Below are 16,512 nucleotides of genomic sequence, written 5' to 3' on the forward strand. Positions count from 1 at the left end.
AAGACTATTGTTGTTTCCTGCTTTGATTTAGCATATTTAGAAGATTGGTTAGCTTAGTTATTTTCTCCATAACTTCTTCAAGCTCTTTTTTCGAATGAGTAACAAAGTCGTTTGGGTTTGATAAGTTAAGAAAAGTGATAATGTTCCCGTCATACGCATTTACCGTTTCAGTTCTGGTGTCGAGCATTTGGTGAGCATACATATTGCGTGTAGCAAGAATAGTCTCAAAGGTTGTTTTGATACCAGTATGTGTTTTGTAAAACTCGGCGTCGTGTTTCTTTAACAAAGCCAACAAAACCTCCACTTTGTCTTTTGCTGTCATTCTTCTTGAAGAAATAATCAATGATAAAAGGTCAATGCGAGCATCTTCGTCACTGCAAAAGCGATGAGAAATATATTCATCCATTTGACGCTCTAAGATTACTGTTCTATCAATCAGAAGTCCACGTCTATGTGCCGCATCATAAACATATCTGGCATATTGTGGATAATTATCCATAAGCATTTAGTTTGTCTTGTCACCCAACAATGAAGGAAATTTAAAAAACAGGTAGGCAACGTCAACTGTGAACGGTCTGACCGCTTGCCTACAACGTTAAGGCATTTGCGATGGCATGGCAATAGCGAACTGTCAGCCGGGAACAAATGCTTAATTGTAAAACTGAAGTTGAAGGTATGAACTAATGCTCAACAGCGTAATGCCTGCCGAAACTAAAGCTAAAAAATGATTTGCCGCCGATTGCTCCAATGTCCAGCCATGCTATTGCAAATGCACTGTTAGCTGCGGTTTTATTCTTCAGAGTTTGATGGATAATTGTACTTGTCCACCTAACCCAACTTCTACAATTTTTTGCAACGTTGAGATGCGAACTTCCTTCACGTCGTTTTCAATTTTTGAAATGTATGATTTTGTTGTCCCGACCTTTTCAGCAAGTTCTTCCTGTGTCAAACCTTTTTCAAGTCTTGCTTCATGTAGCAAAACGCCGATTTTAAAGTTTTCATAACCAGCTTCCAATTGTTCACGTTTTGCTGTCCCACGTTTGCCATAATGTTTGTCCTTGAACTGGTCAAGTGTGATGATGTTACTTTTTTTCGCTTTCATACTCTTTTTTAATTTTAAGTGCTTTATCAATTTCTTGTTTCGGTGTCTTTTGTGTTTTCTTTTGAAAACCGTTAGCAAGCACCACAAGTTGTCCCTGGTCAAAAAAGCAAAAGATGCGAAAAATGTCGTTGCCTGACTGAACACGAATTTCGTAAAGCCCATCGGTACCCTCTATGTGTTTAAGATAAGTTTCAGGTACTTTATCTATTTCTTCAATCAGGTCAAACGTCCAAACGATTTTCTCCTTTACCTTGTCACGCTGCTTTACAAAGAAGTCCTCAAAGTATTTCTTGTAAAAAATAATGGTTCGTTTCTTTTGTTTTTTGTCCACAAAGCGAAGATACAAAAAGTTGTCCGAAAGTGAAACTTAAAATTTTCCAGAAACTGTTAGGGGATGTCCACCGAATATCGCAGCTTACGGAAAACGGCTTGCTGCTGTGCCGGGATTTTATATTCGTCAGCCGGGAACTGCAGATGAATAAAGATATGTTGCAATGGTTATTACAAAAGCCGATTAGTGAACGTCCAGCCGAAACTGCTGCCGAAAGTTGAACTTAATACATCAGCCTGACCTTGGTTCCAAGCCCAATTAATAGCGTTTGCAATATCTAATGTAGTTTCACCGCCATAAAAAATGTTTACAGGAACAATCATACAATTAGGTGCTATGCCCGCAATGCCAATACTATTGTCTTGAGTTGCTGCAATAATACCTGCACATGCCTCGCCATGTCCAATACCTGCTGCATTTGTTGGATGTCCATTTCCAGTTGGGTCTCTTGGAGTATGACCATTCAACACCCTTCCTGATATGTCTTCAACACCGTCATCAATGACGGCAACCTTAATTGAGGAACTGCCTTTGGTTATATTCCATGCTGGTTCCACGTTAATATCAATGCCCGCAGTACCTCCACCTTGTCCTGTGTTTTTTAAATAAAATTGTTGTGCATACAAAGGGTCATTTGTAGAATGTTCTATAGGTACAAAAAAGTTTGGATGACACCACTTTACCTGCCCACTTTCATAAATTTTGTTTGCAATTGCAAAAACATCTTCTCCTTCTACAATTTTCAATACTGTTATATCAAAGGCTTTACCAGATGATTGAATTTTAGTTGCTAAATTCAGGCTGCTCAGTAATGCAGATACATTTGCGCCTTCTTTTGGTAATAACAAAATTTCACCTGTTGTGATGTATGGAACATTCCCCCCTTTCAAAAGGTTTGAAATATAAAGAATGCCCGTATCTGATTTAAGTAAGTTTAAATTCTGATATTTTACCAAAGGTGTATTGAATTTTATTAGTGCCAAATCTTTTAATGCTGTCGTATCAAAGAGTATAAGTTTATCATGGAGAAGAGTTGCTATTCGATTATAAGATGCTTTTTGTGTTCCTTTTATTATTATTGTAGTCGTGTCTTCTGAAAGAAAGACTTTTGTGTTCCTTGAATAAAAATATTTTTGCGCATTACTATGAATGCAAAGCAGAAATGATATTACGACAAGAGCAAATAATTTTTGTCTCATGTTACTGTGATTTTACGTTATAAATAACTTTTTGTTTCGGTGGCGTAATCATAGCGTTACAAAACATTATTTCATCTGTGTTGTTTAAATCTCTCATTTGAAACTTAATTTTTGTTCCTGACAATTTAAATTGAGTGGGCAGAGTCAGTGTAGATAAGCTGTCTTCTCTGTTATTTTGATCTGAATACTTTATAATATAAACAAATCCTGTACTTCCTGAACATCCGTTGATTCCTCGGTCTACATTACCACTAAAAAATTCAGGTGAATTTTTGCGGCATGAAAAAGACAGCAAAATCGCAACAATAAAAAAATAAATAAGTTTCATAACGTTTGATTTGATTTTCGAATAATATTTTATTGTTTGTGGTGGACTATGTTCTCGTAGCAGTTGATGATTTTGCGTTTTCATGTCCGTTGAATTTGTTCCCTTTTGTCGCTCCAGATTATTAGAGTGTTGCAATAGGGTTGCTTACAACGTTCGAGGCTTGCCGCAGGGCTGGTATTTTATAGCTGTCCGCCTGGCAACTGAAGCCGATTGAAATACTAAAGTTGAAGTTAACAACTAAAAGCCAAATAGAATTCGGTCAAGCCCGATATTAGATGATAGTAGTACAACAGCCGATTGTTATTACGTCCGCCAGACTTGCGGCAAACCTTTTGTTGTATGTTCGCCCTTTGTCTTGTCACTTCAAATTTTTAGTCTGTGTCTACCGTGGCAGGGTGTGTCCCGGAAGCGTCGGAACAAGGCAGGCTCTTTTGCAAGGTTAGCTTATGTGTGTCGGCTTTGTGCGCCTTGCAAAAGAGCCTGACTTGGTGCGTCGGCTAATTTGATGAACCCCGATATTCATTCGGTGATTGACCAACCTTTTGCTTAAACAGCCGGGTAAAGTGCTGCGGATACCTAAACCCAAGCTCATACGCTATTTCGCTAAGTGATTTGCTTTTGTCAAACACCTTTTCTTTCGCTACGTCAATCACCTTTGTTTGTATATACTCTTGGGCTGTTTTGCCCGTTTCCCTTTTTATCAGGTCGCCAAAATAACTTGCTGATAAATTCAGTTCCCTTGCAAAATAGGCAACGGAAGGCAAACCAATCGTTTGTGGCTTATCGGACTGATAATACACGGTCAACAACTGCTCAAATCTTTCCAATATTCCTTTGTGCACATTATCACGAGTAATGAACTGGCGGTCGTAAAACCGGATGCAATAATTTAACAACATTTCGATATTGGAAACAATCAACCGTTTGCTGTGCTTGTCAACGGAATGCTCCAGTTCGTATTCTATCTTGGAAAAACAATCCAACACAATTTTTCTTTCCCGCTCTGACAAGTGCAGTGCTTCATTTGATTGATAGGAAAAGAACGTATAATCCTGTATATGCCGGCCAAGAGAAGTGCCGTATATTAAGTCAGGATGAAAAACCAATGCATGCCCTTTGGGTTGGTAGGTTTCGCCATTGCTGTCAACAGTAACAACCTGACCCGGCGCAATAAAGACCAGCGTCCCTTCTTGGTAATCATACATTGCTCTGCCGTATCGCAGGTCACCACATTTCACATCTTTTAAGAAAACAGTGTAAAAGCCAAAGTACATATTGGAGGCTTGCCTTGGCGCCGCCTTCGACATATCGATAACGCTTACCAGCGGATGCAACGTTTCTTTTTGGTTGAAGATGTTATAATCATTAATTGTCTCGAACCGTCTTATGTTTTCCATAAAATTCCATTTTCAAAGTTTAAAACTACTGTTTTCCTGAGCCTTTCATTGATGCGCATTCCCCAATCAGCAATAATGGTATGTAAAACCGTAATCTGTATACAAGTGGTCAGGATAATTAAGGTAACCTTTGCGCAATAGCAATTAGGCTATTGATTGAACTTTACCAGGTATCATAAATCTCATTAAGGAAACCTACATGGATAATACAAATCAAAAAGCAACCGGTTTCAACCGCCGTGACCTTTTCAAAACCGGCTTAGTGCTTGCAGGTGGGGCCTTGCTGCCCACCGCTTGTTCTGTGCCAGCAACCAGCCAAACTGGTATGTCTGGCAATCAACCGGCGAAGCTTTCGGACAAACGCAAGCTTGGGAAGCTCGAAGTTTCCAGCATTGGAATGGGCGTGCAGAACATGCATCGCCAATACAATACGCTTGTGCCCTACCGTCAGGAAATGATAGAAATTCTACGGGCTGCTTACGACCAAGGCATCACGTTTTTTGATTGTGCCGAAGCCTACGGCCCGCACGAAAACGAACGGATACTGGGTGAGGCCATTCAATCCTTTCGGGACAAAGTGGTAATTACTTCCAAATTTGGCTGGAACATTGACCTCGAAACCGGAAGGCGGCTTCCCGGGCTCAATAGCAAGCCTGCGCACATCAAGCTTGCCGTTGAGGGTTCACTCAAACGGCTCCGTACCGACCGTATTGATTTGCTGTATCAGCACCGGGTTGACCCTGACGTTCCGATTGAGGACGTTGCCGGTGCCGTAAAAGACCTGATAGATGCAGGCAAGGTGTTGCATTGGGGATTATCCGAGCCGGGGCTGCAAACAATTCGGCGGGCTCATGCCACTCTGCCGCTGACAGCCATACAAAACGAATACTCGATGATTTGGCGGGGGCCGGAGAAGGAGGTGATGCCGCTATGCGAAGAGTTAGGCATTGGCTTTGTTCCCTGGTGGCCGCTCGCTTGCCAATTGCTGACCGGATGGATAGATGCTAACACAAGATTTGCTCCCGGCGACATACGGGCAAGCACCTCGAGATACGCACCGGAAAATTTGCCCCAAAATTTAAAGCTGGTGGATTTGATAAAGACTTGGGCGGAGCGCAAAGGGGCTGCTCCGGCACAGATTGCCCTTGCCTGGTTAATGGCACAAAAGCCGTGGATTGTTCCCATACCCGGAACAACCAGTATGGCGCACATGAAACAGAACAGCGGTGCCCACGCCATAAAATTTACGGCCGATGAACTGACAGCGTTAAACGCAGCAGTTAGAGCCATTGAAATCAAAGGGCAGCGCCTGCCGGATGCGGTATTGGCTTTCTCCGGCGTGGAAGCACCCCTAAAAAAATAATTTGGAAAGAACGATTTTTAAACGAAAAGAATCGATACACATGAAATCATCTCTCGTTGGGCTGTTTCTTTTACTGGCCAGTGTACCATCCGCCTTTGCACAATCAGCACAGGACAGCACTTCAAAGAAGAAATACACTAAGGCAGAACAGGAACTCATCAACCTGTCAAACGCCAAATGGGCCTGGATGGCCGATAAAAAGATGGAACCCCTGTCAACCTTGTTTCATGAAAAATCCATGTTCGTACACATGAGTGGAAGTTGGGGAAAAGACCAGGAACTGGCGGTCATCAAAAGTGGCAGCATTTGGTACAAGAAAGCGCAGGTTTATTCGATGACTGTGAACCTGATTGGCAACACGGCAATTTTGCTAAACGACATTGACCTGGTGGCTGTGGTGGGGGGAAATGAAGTGGCCAATCCGTTCATGGTTACAGAGGTGTACCTGAAAGAAAAAGACGGCTGGAAAATGGGGTCACTTACCTTTTCAAGGCTTGCAAGGCCCCTCCGGTTAACGAAAAAGATTGCTTTGGAAAAGGTTTGGGAGTCCGATTCGCTTACCCTGAAAGGGCCGGAGTCCGTTCTTTATGATTCGGCATCAAACACGCTGTATGCCTCCAGCATGAATGCGGGTGCCATCGTCCGGATGGATACCGCCGGAAGAATTATACAGAAGGATTGGGTAACCGGGCTCTCATCCAATAAAGGCTCGGCTTTGTACAACGGGTTGCTTTATACAGCAGAAACAGCAGCGGTGGCTGTCGTTGACGTTAAAACCGCAAAGGTGGTAAAACGCATTCCGGTAGAAGGCGCTGTCATGTTGAACGACTTGGCAATAGATACAAAAGGAACAATCTACGTGACCGATACTCGTGCCGGTAAGGTGTACCGGATTGAAGGCAACAAGCCCGCCGTTTACCTCGAAAGCCTGCCCGGTGCAAACGGTTTGTTGACGGTTGGCACCGACTTGTATGTTGTCACTTCGACCAGCTTTTTAAAAGTGAATGCCAGTAAATCGGTCACCACCATTGCGGACGGTTTTGAAAGTGGCCTTGACGGTATTGTGATACTTGCCGAAAATGAGTTTATCATCAGTAACTATCGAGGCATCCTTTACCATGTTAAAGCAGATGGAACAAAACAGATTTTGTTAGATACCCGTGCAAATGGAATTATGTCCAACGATATTAGCTTTAACAGCAAAACAAAAACGCTGTATGTTCCTTCATTTAGAACAAATCAGGTAATTGCCTACAAAGTGCAATACAATCAATAATCAACCTTCGTCTCGAATTTTTTAAGTCGTAACCGGTAACAAAAAAATAGGAAGACTCATAAATGATGATTGCGTCCTCGGTGGGCAGATTGTTCGTTGGCATTTTTAGCTCTTTGCAAGGTTGGCTTTTGTGCTGTTGATTTGTGCGCCTTGCAATGTGCTAAAAATAGCGTGGGGCAGCGTCGGCAAGGTTTCAGAATGTGTCAACAGTTGCGCTGTGTGTAGTAGGGTGACGTACAACGTTCGAGTATTTGCGAAGGCAGGGAATTCATTGATTGTCCAGCCCGGTACAGATGCTCATTTGAAAATATGTTGTTGAAGTTATGAACTAAAGCTGGAAATTGAACGTCGAGTTGAAACCGGTGCTGATGCTTGCACATAGCTGATGTTACATTGTCAAGCCCTGCTTTTGCAAATATTTTTGTTGTAGGCAGGGGAATCAAACATTTTTTAAGTTCGATATTATATTATATGTAAACCACCCGTCCAACCCTTTAAATATTTGCGGTTTCGCACTTGCTCCGTCTTTTTGAAGTCCAATGCCGTCTGAATATTGTGTCATTGAAATTAGTTTAGCATAAGGAATTTTAATACTTTTTGACGCAGAAGCAAAGTAGATATTTTTATTTGTCAGGGCAAACATGCCATTCGCAATTAATGTCATTTGTGTTGTTGTAACTGGATTGCCTTTGAATTGTCCAGTTCGATAATAAACTCCTTTTGCAATCTTAATGCTAATTCCTTGGCTTTTCCCTTCAAATGTAGTTTTACTTCTCTGCTCATAAAACTCTACGGTCTGAAAAATCCAAATGAGAGTTTCTCCTTTGTCTAATAGAAATGGAGAATTGCCCGAGATATTCAATCTATTCTCTGGTAATTTCCCTTGAGAAATATCCTTGAGTATTAGTCCCTTTGCAACTTTTTCAAAAGAACCATTTTTATTAAGAAGGTTCTGGTCAAGGTCGAAATATTTTTTATAGTTAGAAATTTTCTCTTCTTCTTCCTTAGAAATAATTCCATCGTCAAGAAAGGTTTCTACTGCTTTGTCAAATCCTAAAGTGTATAACTCATTCAACTCAGTCTGATTGATAAATCCAGTCTTTGCAATGGCTGCAACTTCATTGCTAAGATTGGAAAAGTCAGATGTCGAGGTAATTGATTTGCTTATTTCATTAGGAATAGAAATCAGTGCATTTGAATGAGCAAGCTCACATTCTTTATGAACGCTTCTCAAAAAGCCTGCTGGTTGTCCGCAAAATTTACAAGTCATATTTTTTCAAAGTGTTAGTGTTGGTCACGCCTTGCCTACAACGGTAGGTATTGCCGAAGGCGGGGCAATAGCACCCGTCAAGCTGGCTGCCGAAGTTGATTAAAAAAATAAAAGTACAGAAAATGATAAACATCTTAATTGAAATACGTCAGCCGGATATGTGGCTGAATAAAGTTCCGCAGTTGAATTGCGGACTGTCGCCCCCTGCTATTGGCAATACATTTGTTGCCTGTTCGTGCCATTGTCAAAACAAGTTCTTTTATTTATAGGTTTTATGCTTCGCTTACAGTCCAAAGCCGACTGCCCAAAAAGTGTTGTGTCAAAACTGAATATTTTAATAACAAGTTTGGGCAGTCGCAGAAAAATCATGTCAGTTGAAAAGTTTGTAGATGTAAAAATAATGTGTCTTAGAATTGCTGCAGAAGCATGTAAGCATTGTCCTGATAAAATTCTTGATACCGCAAAGAATTATTATGATTGGATTCAAAACTTTCCAAAAGAAGTTAATCCTAAAATCCTTAATCAATAATTTTTAAAACACTTTTGATTTTGTTGATGTCTTTTTGCATTGTTTCAAGTAAAACATTTGTGTTATCATACGGAACCATTTGTAAAAAAGTTTTACAACTTGAACATCTTAAATAAAGATGCACCCATGTTGTCCCAGTAGGGACATCTTCAACAAGTTCAAATTGTGTTTTGTCGCACTTGGGGCATTTTGTCCAACTGCTGTTAGGCGAATGAACCATATTATTATGAAATTTTAAAAATGAAAAAATAAAAAGTTGTAAATATCAGCCGTGAACTTTAAACGGGTTGTTGGGCATGACAGGCAACGATCAGGTATTTGCGAAGTGCGGATATTTTTTATTCTGTTGCTCACAACTCGCACAAAAGTAAAATAGCATTACTAATGTTGAGCATTTAACTGCTCTGCCCCGCATTTTGCAAATACTATGTTACTTGCTGTTTTTCTTCGCTTCTTGTCTGTTTAATTGAAATACAAAAGTTCATTGTTCGTACTTGCAACCTGTTTGTAAAAGATAGCATCTGTGCTTTGCTTTGTGGGCTTTTGCAAAGTGGTTGCAATGCTCATTTGTGTATCTGTCGTTTTTATTGGTCTAATATTGCTGCTTACCCTGTCAATGTGTCGAAAAACATGTGTCTATGTTATGAAATTGAATATCTATGTCTTGAAAATGATGTTCGTTGTCTGTTTTATTGATGTAACAATACTGAAAACCTGTCTGACTGTGCTGAAAACGATGTTGATTGTCCTGGTAACGCATCTTGTATTGACGGAATTGCATATTGTTGTCGTGGAAATGAATGTCATTGTCTTTGGTTATTCGTCTCTATGCGTTGGTTATTCATCTCTCACCAATTTTTATGCGTCTGTGTGTGCCGGTTACCTGTCTGTTAGTGGCGGATACGCTATTTCATTCGGTTTTTATGCCTCTCTTTGTCAAGTTTATGGTTCTGTCAATGCAGGAAACAGTTGTCTATACAAAAAATATTCGTCTCTCACTAATTTTTATGTGTCTATTGGTTAGGGTTTGTCTGTTTTAATTTCCTAATTCTAACTGATTTTTTACTAATTCAAAATACTTACCTTTTTGTTTGGTGAGCGTTTCATGATTGCCAATTTCCACAATTTTACCTTGTTCTAATACAACAATTTGGTCGGCATTTTTTACAGTACTTAATCTGTGTGCGATAATTACAACTGTTTTGCCTTTAAAAAAGGTTTGCAAATTATCGTGTATTACTTTTTCATTCTCAGCATCCAAAGCACTGGTGGCTTCATCCAAAAAAATATAATCGGGATTTTTATAAATGGCTCTTGCAATTAAAATTCGTTGCCGTTGTCCGCTGCTGATACCAATTCCCGATGCTCCAATTTTTGTTTTATAATGTAATGGCAAATTTCCGATAAATGTTTTAATGTTAGCCATTTCTACTGACAGCGCTAATTTTTCATTATCAATATTTTCATCACCTGTTGCAATATTCCTTTCAATGGTATCGCTAAAAATATATCCGTCCTGCATTACTACTCCACAACTTTTTCGGAGTTCTTTGGGTGATAATTCTTCTAAGTTTATTCCGTTATAGAAAATATATCCTTCAACAGGAGCGTAAAATTTAAGCAACAATTTCATTAAAGTTGTTTTACCGCTTCCGCTTGTGCCTACTATTGCCGTTACTTTTCCGGTGGGTATTTGCAAACAAATATCTTTTAATACAAAAGGTGAATGCGGACCCTCATATTGAAACGAAACATCTTTTAAAATAATTCCTTCATCATTATTTTTGCTAATAATTTTTTGTGCCTGTGGTTCTTCTTCAAGAAGATGATTTTGTATTTCGTTTAATCTTTCTAAACTTATTTTAGCATCTTGTAAAGAGCGAAAGAAATTGACTAACTGATTAACAGGCGAGTTCATTTCGCCTACTATATACGATACGCTTAACAAAGCACCTAATGTCATTTTATCGTGTACTACAAAACTGGCTGCTAAAAAAGTTACGAGAATATTTTTTATTTGATTGAGAAATTCAAAGCCCGAAAGTTGCAATTGGTCAAGTTTTAAAATACGGATATTTATGTTGAAAAGTTTGTGTTGAATTTCTTCCCACTTGTTACGCTTAAAATCCTCGAACTGGTTTAATTTCATTTCTGTAACACCATTCAGCATTTCGTAAATAGATTCCTGATTTTCGCTGCGTTGTTGAAAACGTAAATAATCTAATTGCCTTCGCTTTTGTAGCCAGTAATACGACCATACAACCGATAACACAGTTAGCGTCATATACACCAACAATATTATTATGTTGTAATACCAAAGCACACCAAAGAAAACGGTGAATGTGAGAATTGAAAAAAACGTGAGTAAACTTTGTGATGTAAGAAAATTTTCTATTCGTTCATTATCCTGAATGCGTTGATTAAAATCGCCCATCGTTTTGGTATCAAAAAACTTAATGGGCAATTGCAACATTTTTTTTAGAAAATCGGAAATAATTTTAATACTCAGTTTTGTACCAACAAATAATAATAACCAGTTGCGAAAAATACTCATGGCAATGCTACCCATATATAAAGCCAATTGAGCCAACAAAATAGTAGTGATGATATTAATATTCTTTGCATGAATGCCTTTATCAATAAGGTTTTGCGTTAGGAATGGAAATACTAAAGTAACAGCACTTCCTAACAAAAGCAATAAAAACATCCAAGATAATTGCTTAGTGTAGGTCGTTAAATATTTAAAAAGGAATTTTATTTTAACCTGAGCCGAAGCAGGTGGTTGCAGTTTATAAAATTCTTCGGTTGGTTCTAAAAATAAGGTCACGCCTTTATCTTCTTCACTTAACCAACTTTTTTTAAAGCGTTCTTCGTTTAATTTTACCAATCCATGGGCAGGGTCGGCTATGTAGAATTTATTGTTTTTAATTTTATACAATACAACAAAATGGTTTTGATTCCAATGAAGGATTGCAGGAAGAGTTTCCTTACTTTCTTTAAGATTATTGATAGTTAGTTTTGCAGAAATAGTTTTGAAGCCAATTTTTTTTGCAGCTTCAGTAATACCTAATAAGGATACACCCTCGCTAGTGATGGAACAATTTTCTCGTATAAATTGTAAGGAATATTTTTTACCATAAATACTTGAAAGCATGGAAAGGCAAGCGGGTCCGCAATCCATAGTATCGTATTGAAGCTGCACTCGGAAATAATATCTTGCCATTAGGATGATATTTGAGGTATACTATTCCACATGATATTTCAAGGGGGGGGCTTTTGAACAGGCAACATCGGGATAATACCATTTATCATTACCGTATGCTTTAATAACATCTTTCCAACATATTTTATTCAAATCTCTACATAAATCATATTCGGCACAAGTACTACACGCACTATCAAATGGTATTTTTTTTTGTGGAATTTTTCGAATGTATTTAGCAAAATCTGAATTCCATATTTCCAACAAACTACTTTCAAGTACATTTCCTACTATAAATTGATCATGCCAATATAACTCTTCACAAACAGTAACATTCCCATCAGGTAAAATAAATAATTGCGAATAATTTGCGGAACAAGATGCCCTCTCTCTTCCTTCTCTGATTGCTGGATTTGGACTATCATTAATAGCTATTGGGTTTACACCATCAGGCAATATTGCAAATTTCGTATATTGCTCGCTTAATTTTCTAAGATATTCATATGTTTCAGTAGTTTTATGTTTATTTACTCTGTAATTTTCATAGCTATCCTCACTTAAATACAATGAAGGCCCCGCCTTGTCAATTCTCCACGTAACAATATTATTCATATCTTTTATGAAATCGTAAATTGATTTCATGTCATTAGGTGATTGATTTTTGCTATTTAAAATTGTATGCAAGTACACTCCAACATTTGATTTGTTCAAGTAAATTAAAGCTTCTTTAATTTTTTCAATATATGCTTTATCTACATTGAGTATTTCTGTCAAATTATTAGGAACTAATGTATCCAATGAGACCTGTATATCAGTTATTTTATTTGATGCTAAAAAGTCAATAGCATCATTTGAAATAGGGACTTTAGTTGATATATAAGGATGAAATCCACTATCATATAAATAAATCAAAACCTCTTTCCAATTTTTATAAAGGAAAAATTCTCCGCCAATAACTTCAAAACTTCTAGCATGAAATGATTTTGCTTCATCAATTAATTCATAAACTCTTTCTAATGGTATTTTGCAACTTGTCTTAATTCTTCTGTCTGCATAGCAATAAAAACAATTTGTAGCACATGTTGTATTAACCATTAATGTAATATCTGTTGGCGTTTTATGTCTTTTATGAGAGATGTCTACACTTTCATAGATAAAATCCTCTGGATTATATTTTTTACTATTCTCAAGAATGTTTCTGATGAGAGTTTTTCTTGGAAAGACTATGTCTAATTGATTATCGTTTTTAAAAGAAATAATATCATCATTTTCAATTAAAGGGTCAATAAATTTTTTAATGAACTCAATACTTACATTCAGATAGTTCGAAGCATTTCTAATTCCTTCTTCATATTCAGTATTATTAAAAAACGCCAATATCATAGCATAAATGGGGTGTATAACAGACTCGTAGCTATTATCCGATCCGTCTTGCAATGAACGAAACATTTCGCTTGGCATTAATAAAACTCTGCCTTCATCTGGTTTAAGATGATATTCTGGATTAAATGATATATTCATAATATTTATATTTTAAATTGTAAGAAGAGAGTCGAATCTCAAAAGACTCAACTCTCGCATAAAGCTAAAAGCAATTTCTAATTAATTGCTTACTTGACCTCCGCTGATACATGCTGTTCTGCAACCAGATTTACATGCACAATCAACAGATGCGGCTAAACCACCTTTTAATTTTTGCATTTCTGCGTTTTCAAGCAATTTAATTGCATCTAATTGAAACTGCTTTTTTTAAATTTCATTTTTCATAAAAAACATTTTTGAATTTAATGCCTACTCTTTTTAGGGATTTTCGGCAATTTTCCCATTGTTGGCCTACAATATTTTTAATTACTTGTTCTTTGCATTTCATCGTTGTTACTTTTTTCAATTTGCTTGTTTTCTTTCTTTAATCCCTTTTTAAAATTATACCTTATGCCTATAAAGAAACCTCTTGTATCTCTTTTAAATAATGTGTTTGTAATTTGTCCTTGATAGTTTTCAGTTAAACTCATATTTCCTTCTCTATAAAAAATATCATTCATTCCTATTCGGCACAGTAATTTATCTTTTAAAAGTTTGTATTGAAATGCAATATTTAAAACAGCTGAATTGTAATTGCTTGTTGAAAATCTGTCATAGCCTTTTGACGAAAAATTTAAATCGCTTTGTAAACTTAAACGAGCATTAAATTTTATGGCATTTGTAGTCGAAAAATTGATGCCTGTATAATGTTGCTCAAAATCGGGTGCACGAAATCGAGAAATTACAAAAGCTACATCTACCATACTGTTCCACCATTTTGTAATATCATTTGTGTAAGTCGTTTCAAGATAGTAGCCATCTGCTGAACTTAAATTTGCGAAGGTTTCTATTGTATAATTTCCCTGCGAAAGATAAACATCTGATAAAGCATTTTTACTAAAATAATAATTCAATGAAAATGATAACTTATTGTTTATAGCATAATCTGCAGCAAGAGAATATTCAATTGTTGGTTGTAAAAAAGGATTACCTTGTTTAATAGTGTATTGGTCATAAAAATATTTGAACGGATTTAGAATAATATAAGGCGGTCGTGAAATTCTTTTTGAATAACTCAAAGAAATATATCTGCCTATACTATCGTTTAATGAATATTTTAAAAACACATCGGGAAAAAATTGCGTGTAATTATCAGCCACTTGTGTATTGGTTGTTGTTGAAATACTTTTTGATTGTGTGTTCTCAATTCTTAGCCCTGCTTCATATTCTAATCGCTTAATTTTTGAATTAAAATTCAAATAACCTGCAAGTATATTTTCTCTGTAACGAAAATGATTGGTTTGCGTTGTATCACTTTGCCATTCTGAATTTGAGAAGTTATACAAAAAGTAATCGTTACCATTAAAATTATTAGCATTGCTGTATTTTACGCCGAATTGTATGTTGCTTTTTTTATCTCTGAATTTATAATTCAAACCACTTTGTACAGTAAAAATGTGCAGCGAATCTCCAACATTCCCATATCTATTTAACTGATAAACAAAAATATTATTCTTATCATAATAACTATTTAAACTTGTATCATTCGATAAAGAATTTGAAACAGAATAATCTGATAAAACTTTAAATGTACTCCCCAAAGCATCAATTGTCCAATTATAGTTGAATGAATAAGTAGAATTTTTTGATTTACCATTATATGGGCTAAGACATTTAACTGTGGTATCGAGAATGTTATTTAAAAATACTTGTGTGTTTACTAATGAGTTCAAAGTATTTCTATTACCTGAATTAGAAATAGTTTCAAATTGGATAGTCTGATTTTTTGCAATGTCAAATTCAAAGCCGCCACGCCAACCAAATCCATTTCCTTTTGAAGTTGCATTGTTATATCTGAAAAACGAATATGGATTATTTTCAATTGTTCTTGTATTGATTCCTTCATAAAAATTTTTAGAATTATTATTATTTAGCGAAACATATACAACCCATTTTTCATTCTTAAAACTTACACTCGCATCTTCAAGAAATTTGGCATAAACACCTTGCTTGTAAGTGCTGCCCACACCCAATTCTATGCCCTTACTTCTTTTCTTTTTGATTATTATTTTAATTATACCGCCTGCACCTTCGGCATCAAAACTTGCAGATGGGTGTGCAATTATTTCAATAGAAGAAATATCTTGCGAATGAAGCCCCTGCAAAAAAGAAACCAACTCAGTTCCCTTTAAATTTAATAAATGATCATTTAACATTACAGCAGCACCCGAAATGCCATTAATACTTATAGTTCCTAATTCATCAATTTTTACTCCGGGTATTATTTTAAATATTTCATCAGAACTCATTCCTGTTGTAAGCAAATTATTTTCTACATTAAAAACCAACCTATCAACTTTTCTTTCAATCAAAGGCTTTTTACTGGTTACTGTTACTGCTTTTAATTGTGTGTTGTTTTGTGTTAAAACAAAATTGAAATTTTTATTTGAGTTAGCAATAAAAGTTGTGTCAATAGTATTAAACCCAATAAATGAAACATTGAGAGAATATTTTTTATTCAACGGGCAGTTATCAATTATAAAATTGCCGACCGAATCTGTTAACGCAATTTTGTTAAACGTTGTATCGCATTTTAAAGTAACAGTTACAAACTCCAAAGGATAATTATTAATGTCTGTTACTTTGCCTTTTATTGTTTGGCTATTTACATAAGTTGAAATAAAAATTACTACTATTAATGAGATAAACTTTAAGTTGGGTTTGCTGAATAAAGCCGTGTTTGCACCTCTTTTGCAAGGTTTGCTATTGTGCAAAGGTTTTGTGTGCCTTGCAAATGTGGTGCAAACTTGTTGAGGTTTTATATTAAAGTACATACTTGTTTTATTGTTTGTCTTTTATTCAGCACATACTATTTGTTACATAAATCCCGCTTTGTGTGTCAATTTTTAAAATAGCAAGTAACGGTTTGCGGCTTTGCGTAGTGGCGGATTTCGGAGCACAAAACTGTCAACCCACCACAAAAATTGATTTGAA

Annotated in this window: 14 protein-coding genes; 4 read left to right on the forward strand and 10 right to left on the reverse strand. The window is 36.6% G+C overall.

What is annotated here, in order from left to right; genetic code table 11:
• Positions 1-4 precede the first annotated feature (4 nt).
• From AC3QLY_RS04375 to AC3QLY_RS04400, 6 genes are all read right to left on the reverse strand, one after another.
• Positions 5-499 carry a hypothetical protein gene (locus tag AC3QLY_RS04375; RefSeq protein WP_141676729.1) on the reverse strand — a complete coding sequence of 165 codons (495 nt, stop codon included), beginning with the start codon at positions 497-499 and terminating at the stop codon, positions 5-7.
• Positions 500-796: 297 nt separating this feature from the next.
• A complete protein-coding gene (locus tag AC3QLY_RS04380; protein ID WP_074419112.1) occupies positions 797-1,102 on the reverse strand; it encodes a helix-turn-helix domain-containing protein in 306 nt (101 codons plus the stop codon).
• On the reverse strand, positions 1,083-1,433 hold the full coding sequence (locus tag AC3QLY_RS04385) for a type II toxin-antitoxin system RelE/ParE family toxin (RefSeq protein ID WP_074419111.1): 351 nt from the start codon (positions 1,431-1,433) through the stop codon (positions 1,083-1,085). Before AC3QLY_RS04385 ends, AC3QLY_RS04380 begins: the two co-directional genes overlap by 20 nt.
• 170 nt (positions 1,434-1,603) lie before the next feature.
• Positions 1,604-2,632 carry a S8 family serine peptidase gene (locus AC3QLY_RS04390; protein ID WP_081298635.1) on the reverse strand — a complete coding sequence of 343 codons (1,029 nt, stop codon included), beginning with the start codon at positions 2,630-2,632 and terminating at the stop codon, positions 1,604-1,606.
• 1 nt (position 2,633) lies between these two features.
• Positions 2,634-2,960 carry a hypothetical protein gene (locus AC3QLY_RS04395; protein ID WP_143439101.1) on the reverse strand — a complete coding sequence of 109 codons (327 nt, stop codon included), beginning with the start codon at positions 2,958-2,960 and terminating at the stop codon, positions 2,634-2,636.
• A 497-nt stretch (positions 2,961-3,457) separates the two neighbouring features.
• Complete coding sequence (locus AC3QLY_RS04400; protein WP_074419108.1) at positions 3,458-4,357, reverse strand: helix-turn-helix domain-containing protein; 900 nt, start codon at positions 4,355-4,357, stop codon at positions 3,458-3,460.
• Between the two features lie 199 nt (positions 4,358-4,556).
• Here AC3QLY_RS04400 and AC3QLY_RS04405 point away from each other — a divergent pair, with 199 nt between their 5' ends.
• Together AC3QLY_RS04405 and AC3QLY_RS04410 are read left to right on the forward strand one after the other, a co-directional pair.
• Positions 4,557-5,720: an aldo/keto reductase gene (locus AC3QLY_RS04405; protein WP_074419107.1), complete on the forward strand. Its 1,164-nt coding sequence runs from the start codon at positions 4,557-4,559 to the stop codon at positions 5,718-5,720.
• Positions 5,721-5,760: 40 nt separating this feature from the next.
• Positions 5,761-6,996, forward strand: a complete 1,236-nt coding sequence (locus tag AC3QLY_RS04410) for a DUF4440 domain-containing protein (protein ID WP_074419106.1) — start codon at positions 5,761-5,763, stop codon at positions 6,994-6,996.
• A gap of 439 nt (positions 6,997-7,435) precedes the next feature.
• Here AC3QLY_RS04410 and AC3QLY_RS04415 read toward each other — a convergent pair whose 3' ends face one another.
• Positions 7,436-8,266 carry a hypothetical protein gene (locus AC3QLY_RS04415; RefSeq protein WP_074419105.1) on the reverse strand — a complete coding sequence of 277 codons (831 nt, stop codon included), beginning with the start codon at positions 8,264-8,266 and terminating at the stop codon, positions 7,436-7,438.
• A gap of 367 nt (positions 8,267-8,633) precedes the next feature.
• On the opposite strand from AC3QLY_RS04415, the gene AC3QLY_RS04420 reads away from it, so the two are divergent.
• Complete coding sequence (locus AC3QLY_RS04420; RefSeq protein WP_176712970.1) at positions 8,634-8,795, forward strand: hypothetical protein; 162 nt, start codon at positions 8,634-8,636, stop codon at positions 8,793-8,795.
• A 796-nt stretch (positions 8,796-9,591) separates the two neighbouring features.
• On the forward strand, positions 9,592-9,819 hold the full coding sequence (locus tag AC3QLY_RS04425; RefSeq protein ID WP_143439152.1) for a hypothetical protein: 228 nt from the start codon (positions 9,592-9,594) through the stop codon (positions 9,817-9,819).
• A 12-nt stretch (positions 9,820-9,831) separates the two neighbouring features.
• Here the strand turns inward: AC3QLY_RS04425 and AC3QLY_RS04430 are convergent, their stop codons facing one another.
• The 3 genes from AC3QLY_RS04430 to AC3QLY_RS04440 form a co-directional block, all read right to left on the reverse strand.
• Positions 9,832-12,018 carry a peptidase domain-containing ABC transporter gene (locus tag AC3QLY_RS04430; RefSeq protein WP_074419534.1) on the reverse strand — a complete coding sequence of 729 codons (2,187 nt, stop codon included), beginning with the start codon at positions 12,016-12,018 and terminating at the stop codon, positions 9,832-9,834.
• A 21-nt stretch (positions 12,019-12,039) separates the two neighbouring features.
• Complete coding sequence (locus tag AC3QLY_RS04435; RefSeq protein WP_074420266.1) at positions 12,040-13,518, reverse strand: radical SAM/SPASM domain-containing protein; 1,479 nt, start codon at positions 13,516-13,518, stop codon at positions 12,040-12,042.
• A gap of 323 nt (positions 13,519-13,841) precedes the next feature.
• Entirely contained in the window at positions 13,842-16,352 is a 2,511-nt protein-coding gene (locus AC3QLY_RS04440; protein WP_492990740.1) for an outer membrane beta-barrel family protein, read from the reverse strand.
• Positions 16,353-16,512 lie beyond the last annotated feature (160 nt).

It is taken from the genome of Hydrotalea sp. GW822-HT8A01, from assembly GCF_058798575.1.

Coding starts and splice junctions, on each gene's coding strand:
- AC3QLY_RS04375 (WP_141676729.1), bottom strand. CDS start 499: ATGGATAATTATCCACAATATGCCAGATATGTTTATGATGCGGCACAT.
- AC3QLY_RS04380 (WP_074419112.1), bottom strand. CDS start 1,102: ATGAAAGCGAAAAAAAGTAACATCATCACACTTGACCAGTTCAAGGAC.
- AC3QLY_RS04390 (WP_081298635.1), bottom strand. CDS start 2,632: ATGAGACAAAAATTATTTGCTCTTGTCGTAATATCATTTCTGCTTTGC.
- AC3QLY_RS04395 (WP_143439101.1), bottom strand. CDS start 2,960: ATGAAACTTATTTATTTTTTTATTGTTGCGATTTTGCTGTCTTTTTCA.
- AC3QLY_RS04400 (WP_074419108.1), bottom strand. CDS start 4,357: ATGGAAAACATAAGACGGTTCGAGACAATTAATGATTATAACATCTTC.
- AC3QLY_RS04405 (WP_074419107.1), top strand. CDS start 4,557: ATGGATAATACAAATCAAAAAGCAACCGGTTTCAACCGCCGTGACCTT.
- AC3QLY_RS04410 (WP_074419106.1), top strand. CDS start 5,761: ATGAAATCATCTCTCGTTGGGCTGTTTCTTTTACTGGCCAGTGTACCA.
- AC3QLY_RS04415 (WP_074419105.1), bottom strand. CDS start 8,266: ATGACTTGTAAATTTTGCGGACAACCAGCAGGCTTTTTGAGAAGCGTT.
- AC3QLY_RS04420 (WP_176712970.1), top strand. CDS start 8,634: ATGTCAGTTGAAAAGTTTGTAGATGTAAAAATAATGTGTCTTAGAATT.
- AC3QLY_RS04425 (WP_143439152.1), top strand. CDS start 9,592: ATGAATGTCATTGTCTTTGGTTATTCGTCTCTATGCGTTGGTTATTCA.
- AC3QLY_RS04430 (WP_074419534.1), bottom strand. CDS start 12,018: ATGGCAAGATATTATTTCCGAGTGCAGCTTCAATACGATACTATGGAT.
- AC3QLY_RS04435 (WP_074420266.1), bottom strand. CDS start 13,518: ATGAATATATCATTTAATCCAGAATATCATCTTAAACCAGATGAAGGC.
- AC3QLY_RS04440 (WP_492990740.1), bottom strand. CDS start 16,352: ATGTACTTTAATATAAAACCTCAACAAGTTTGCACCACATTTGCAAGG.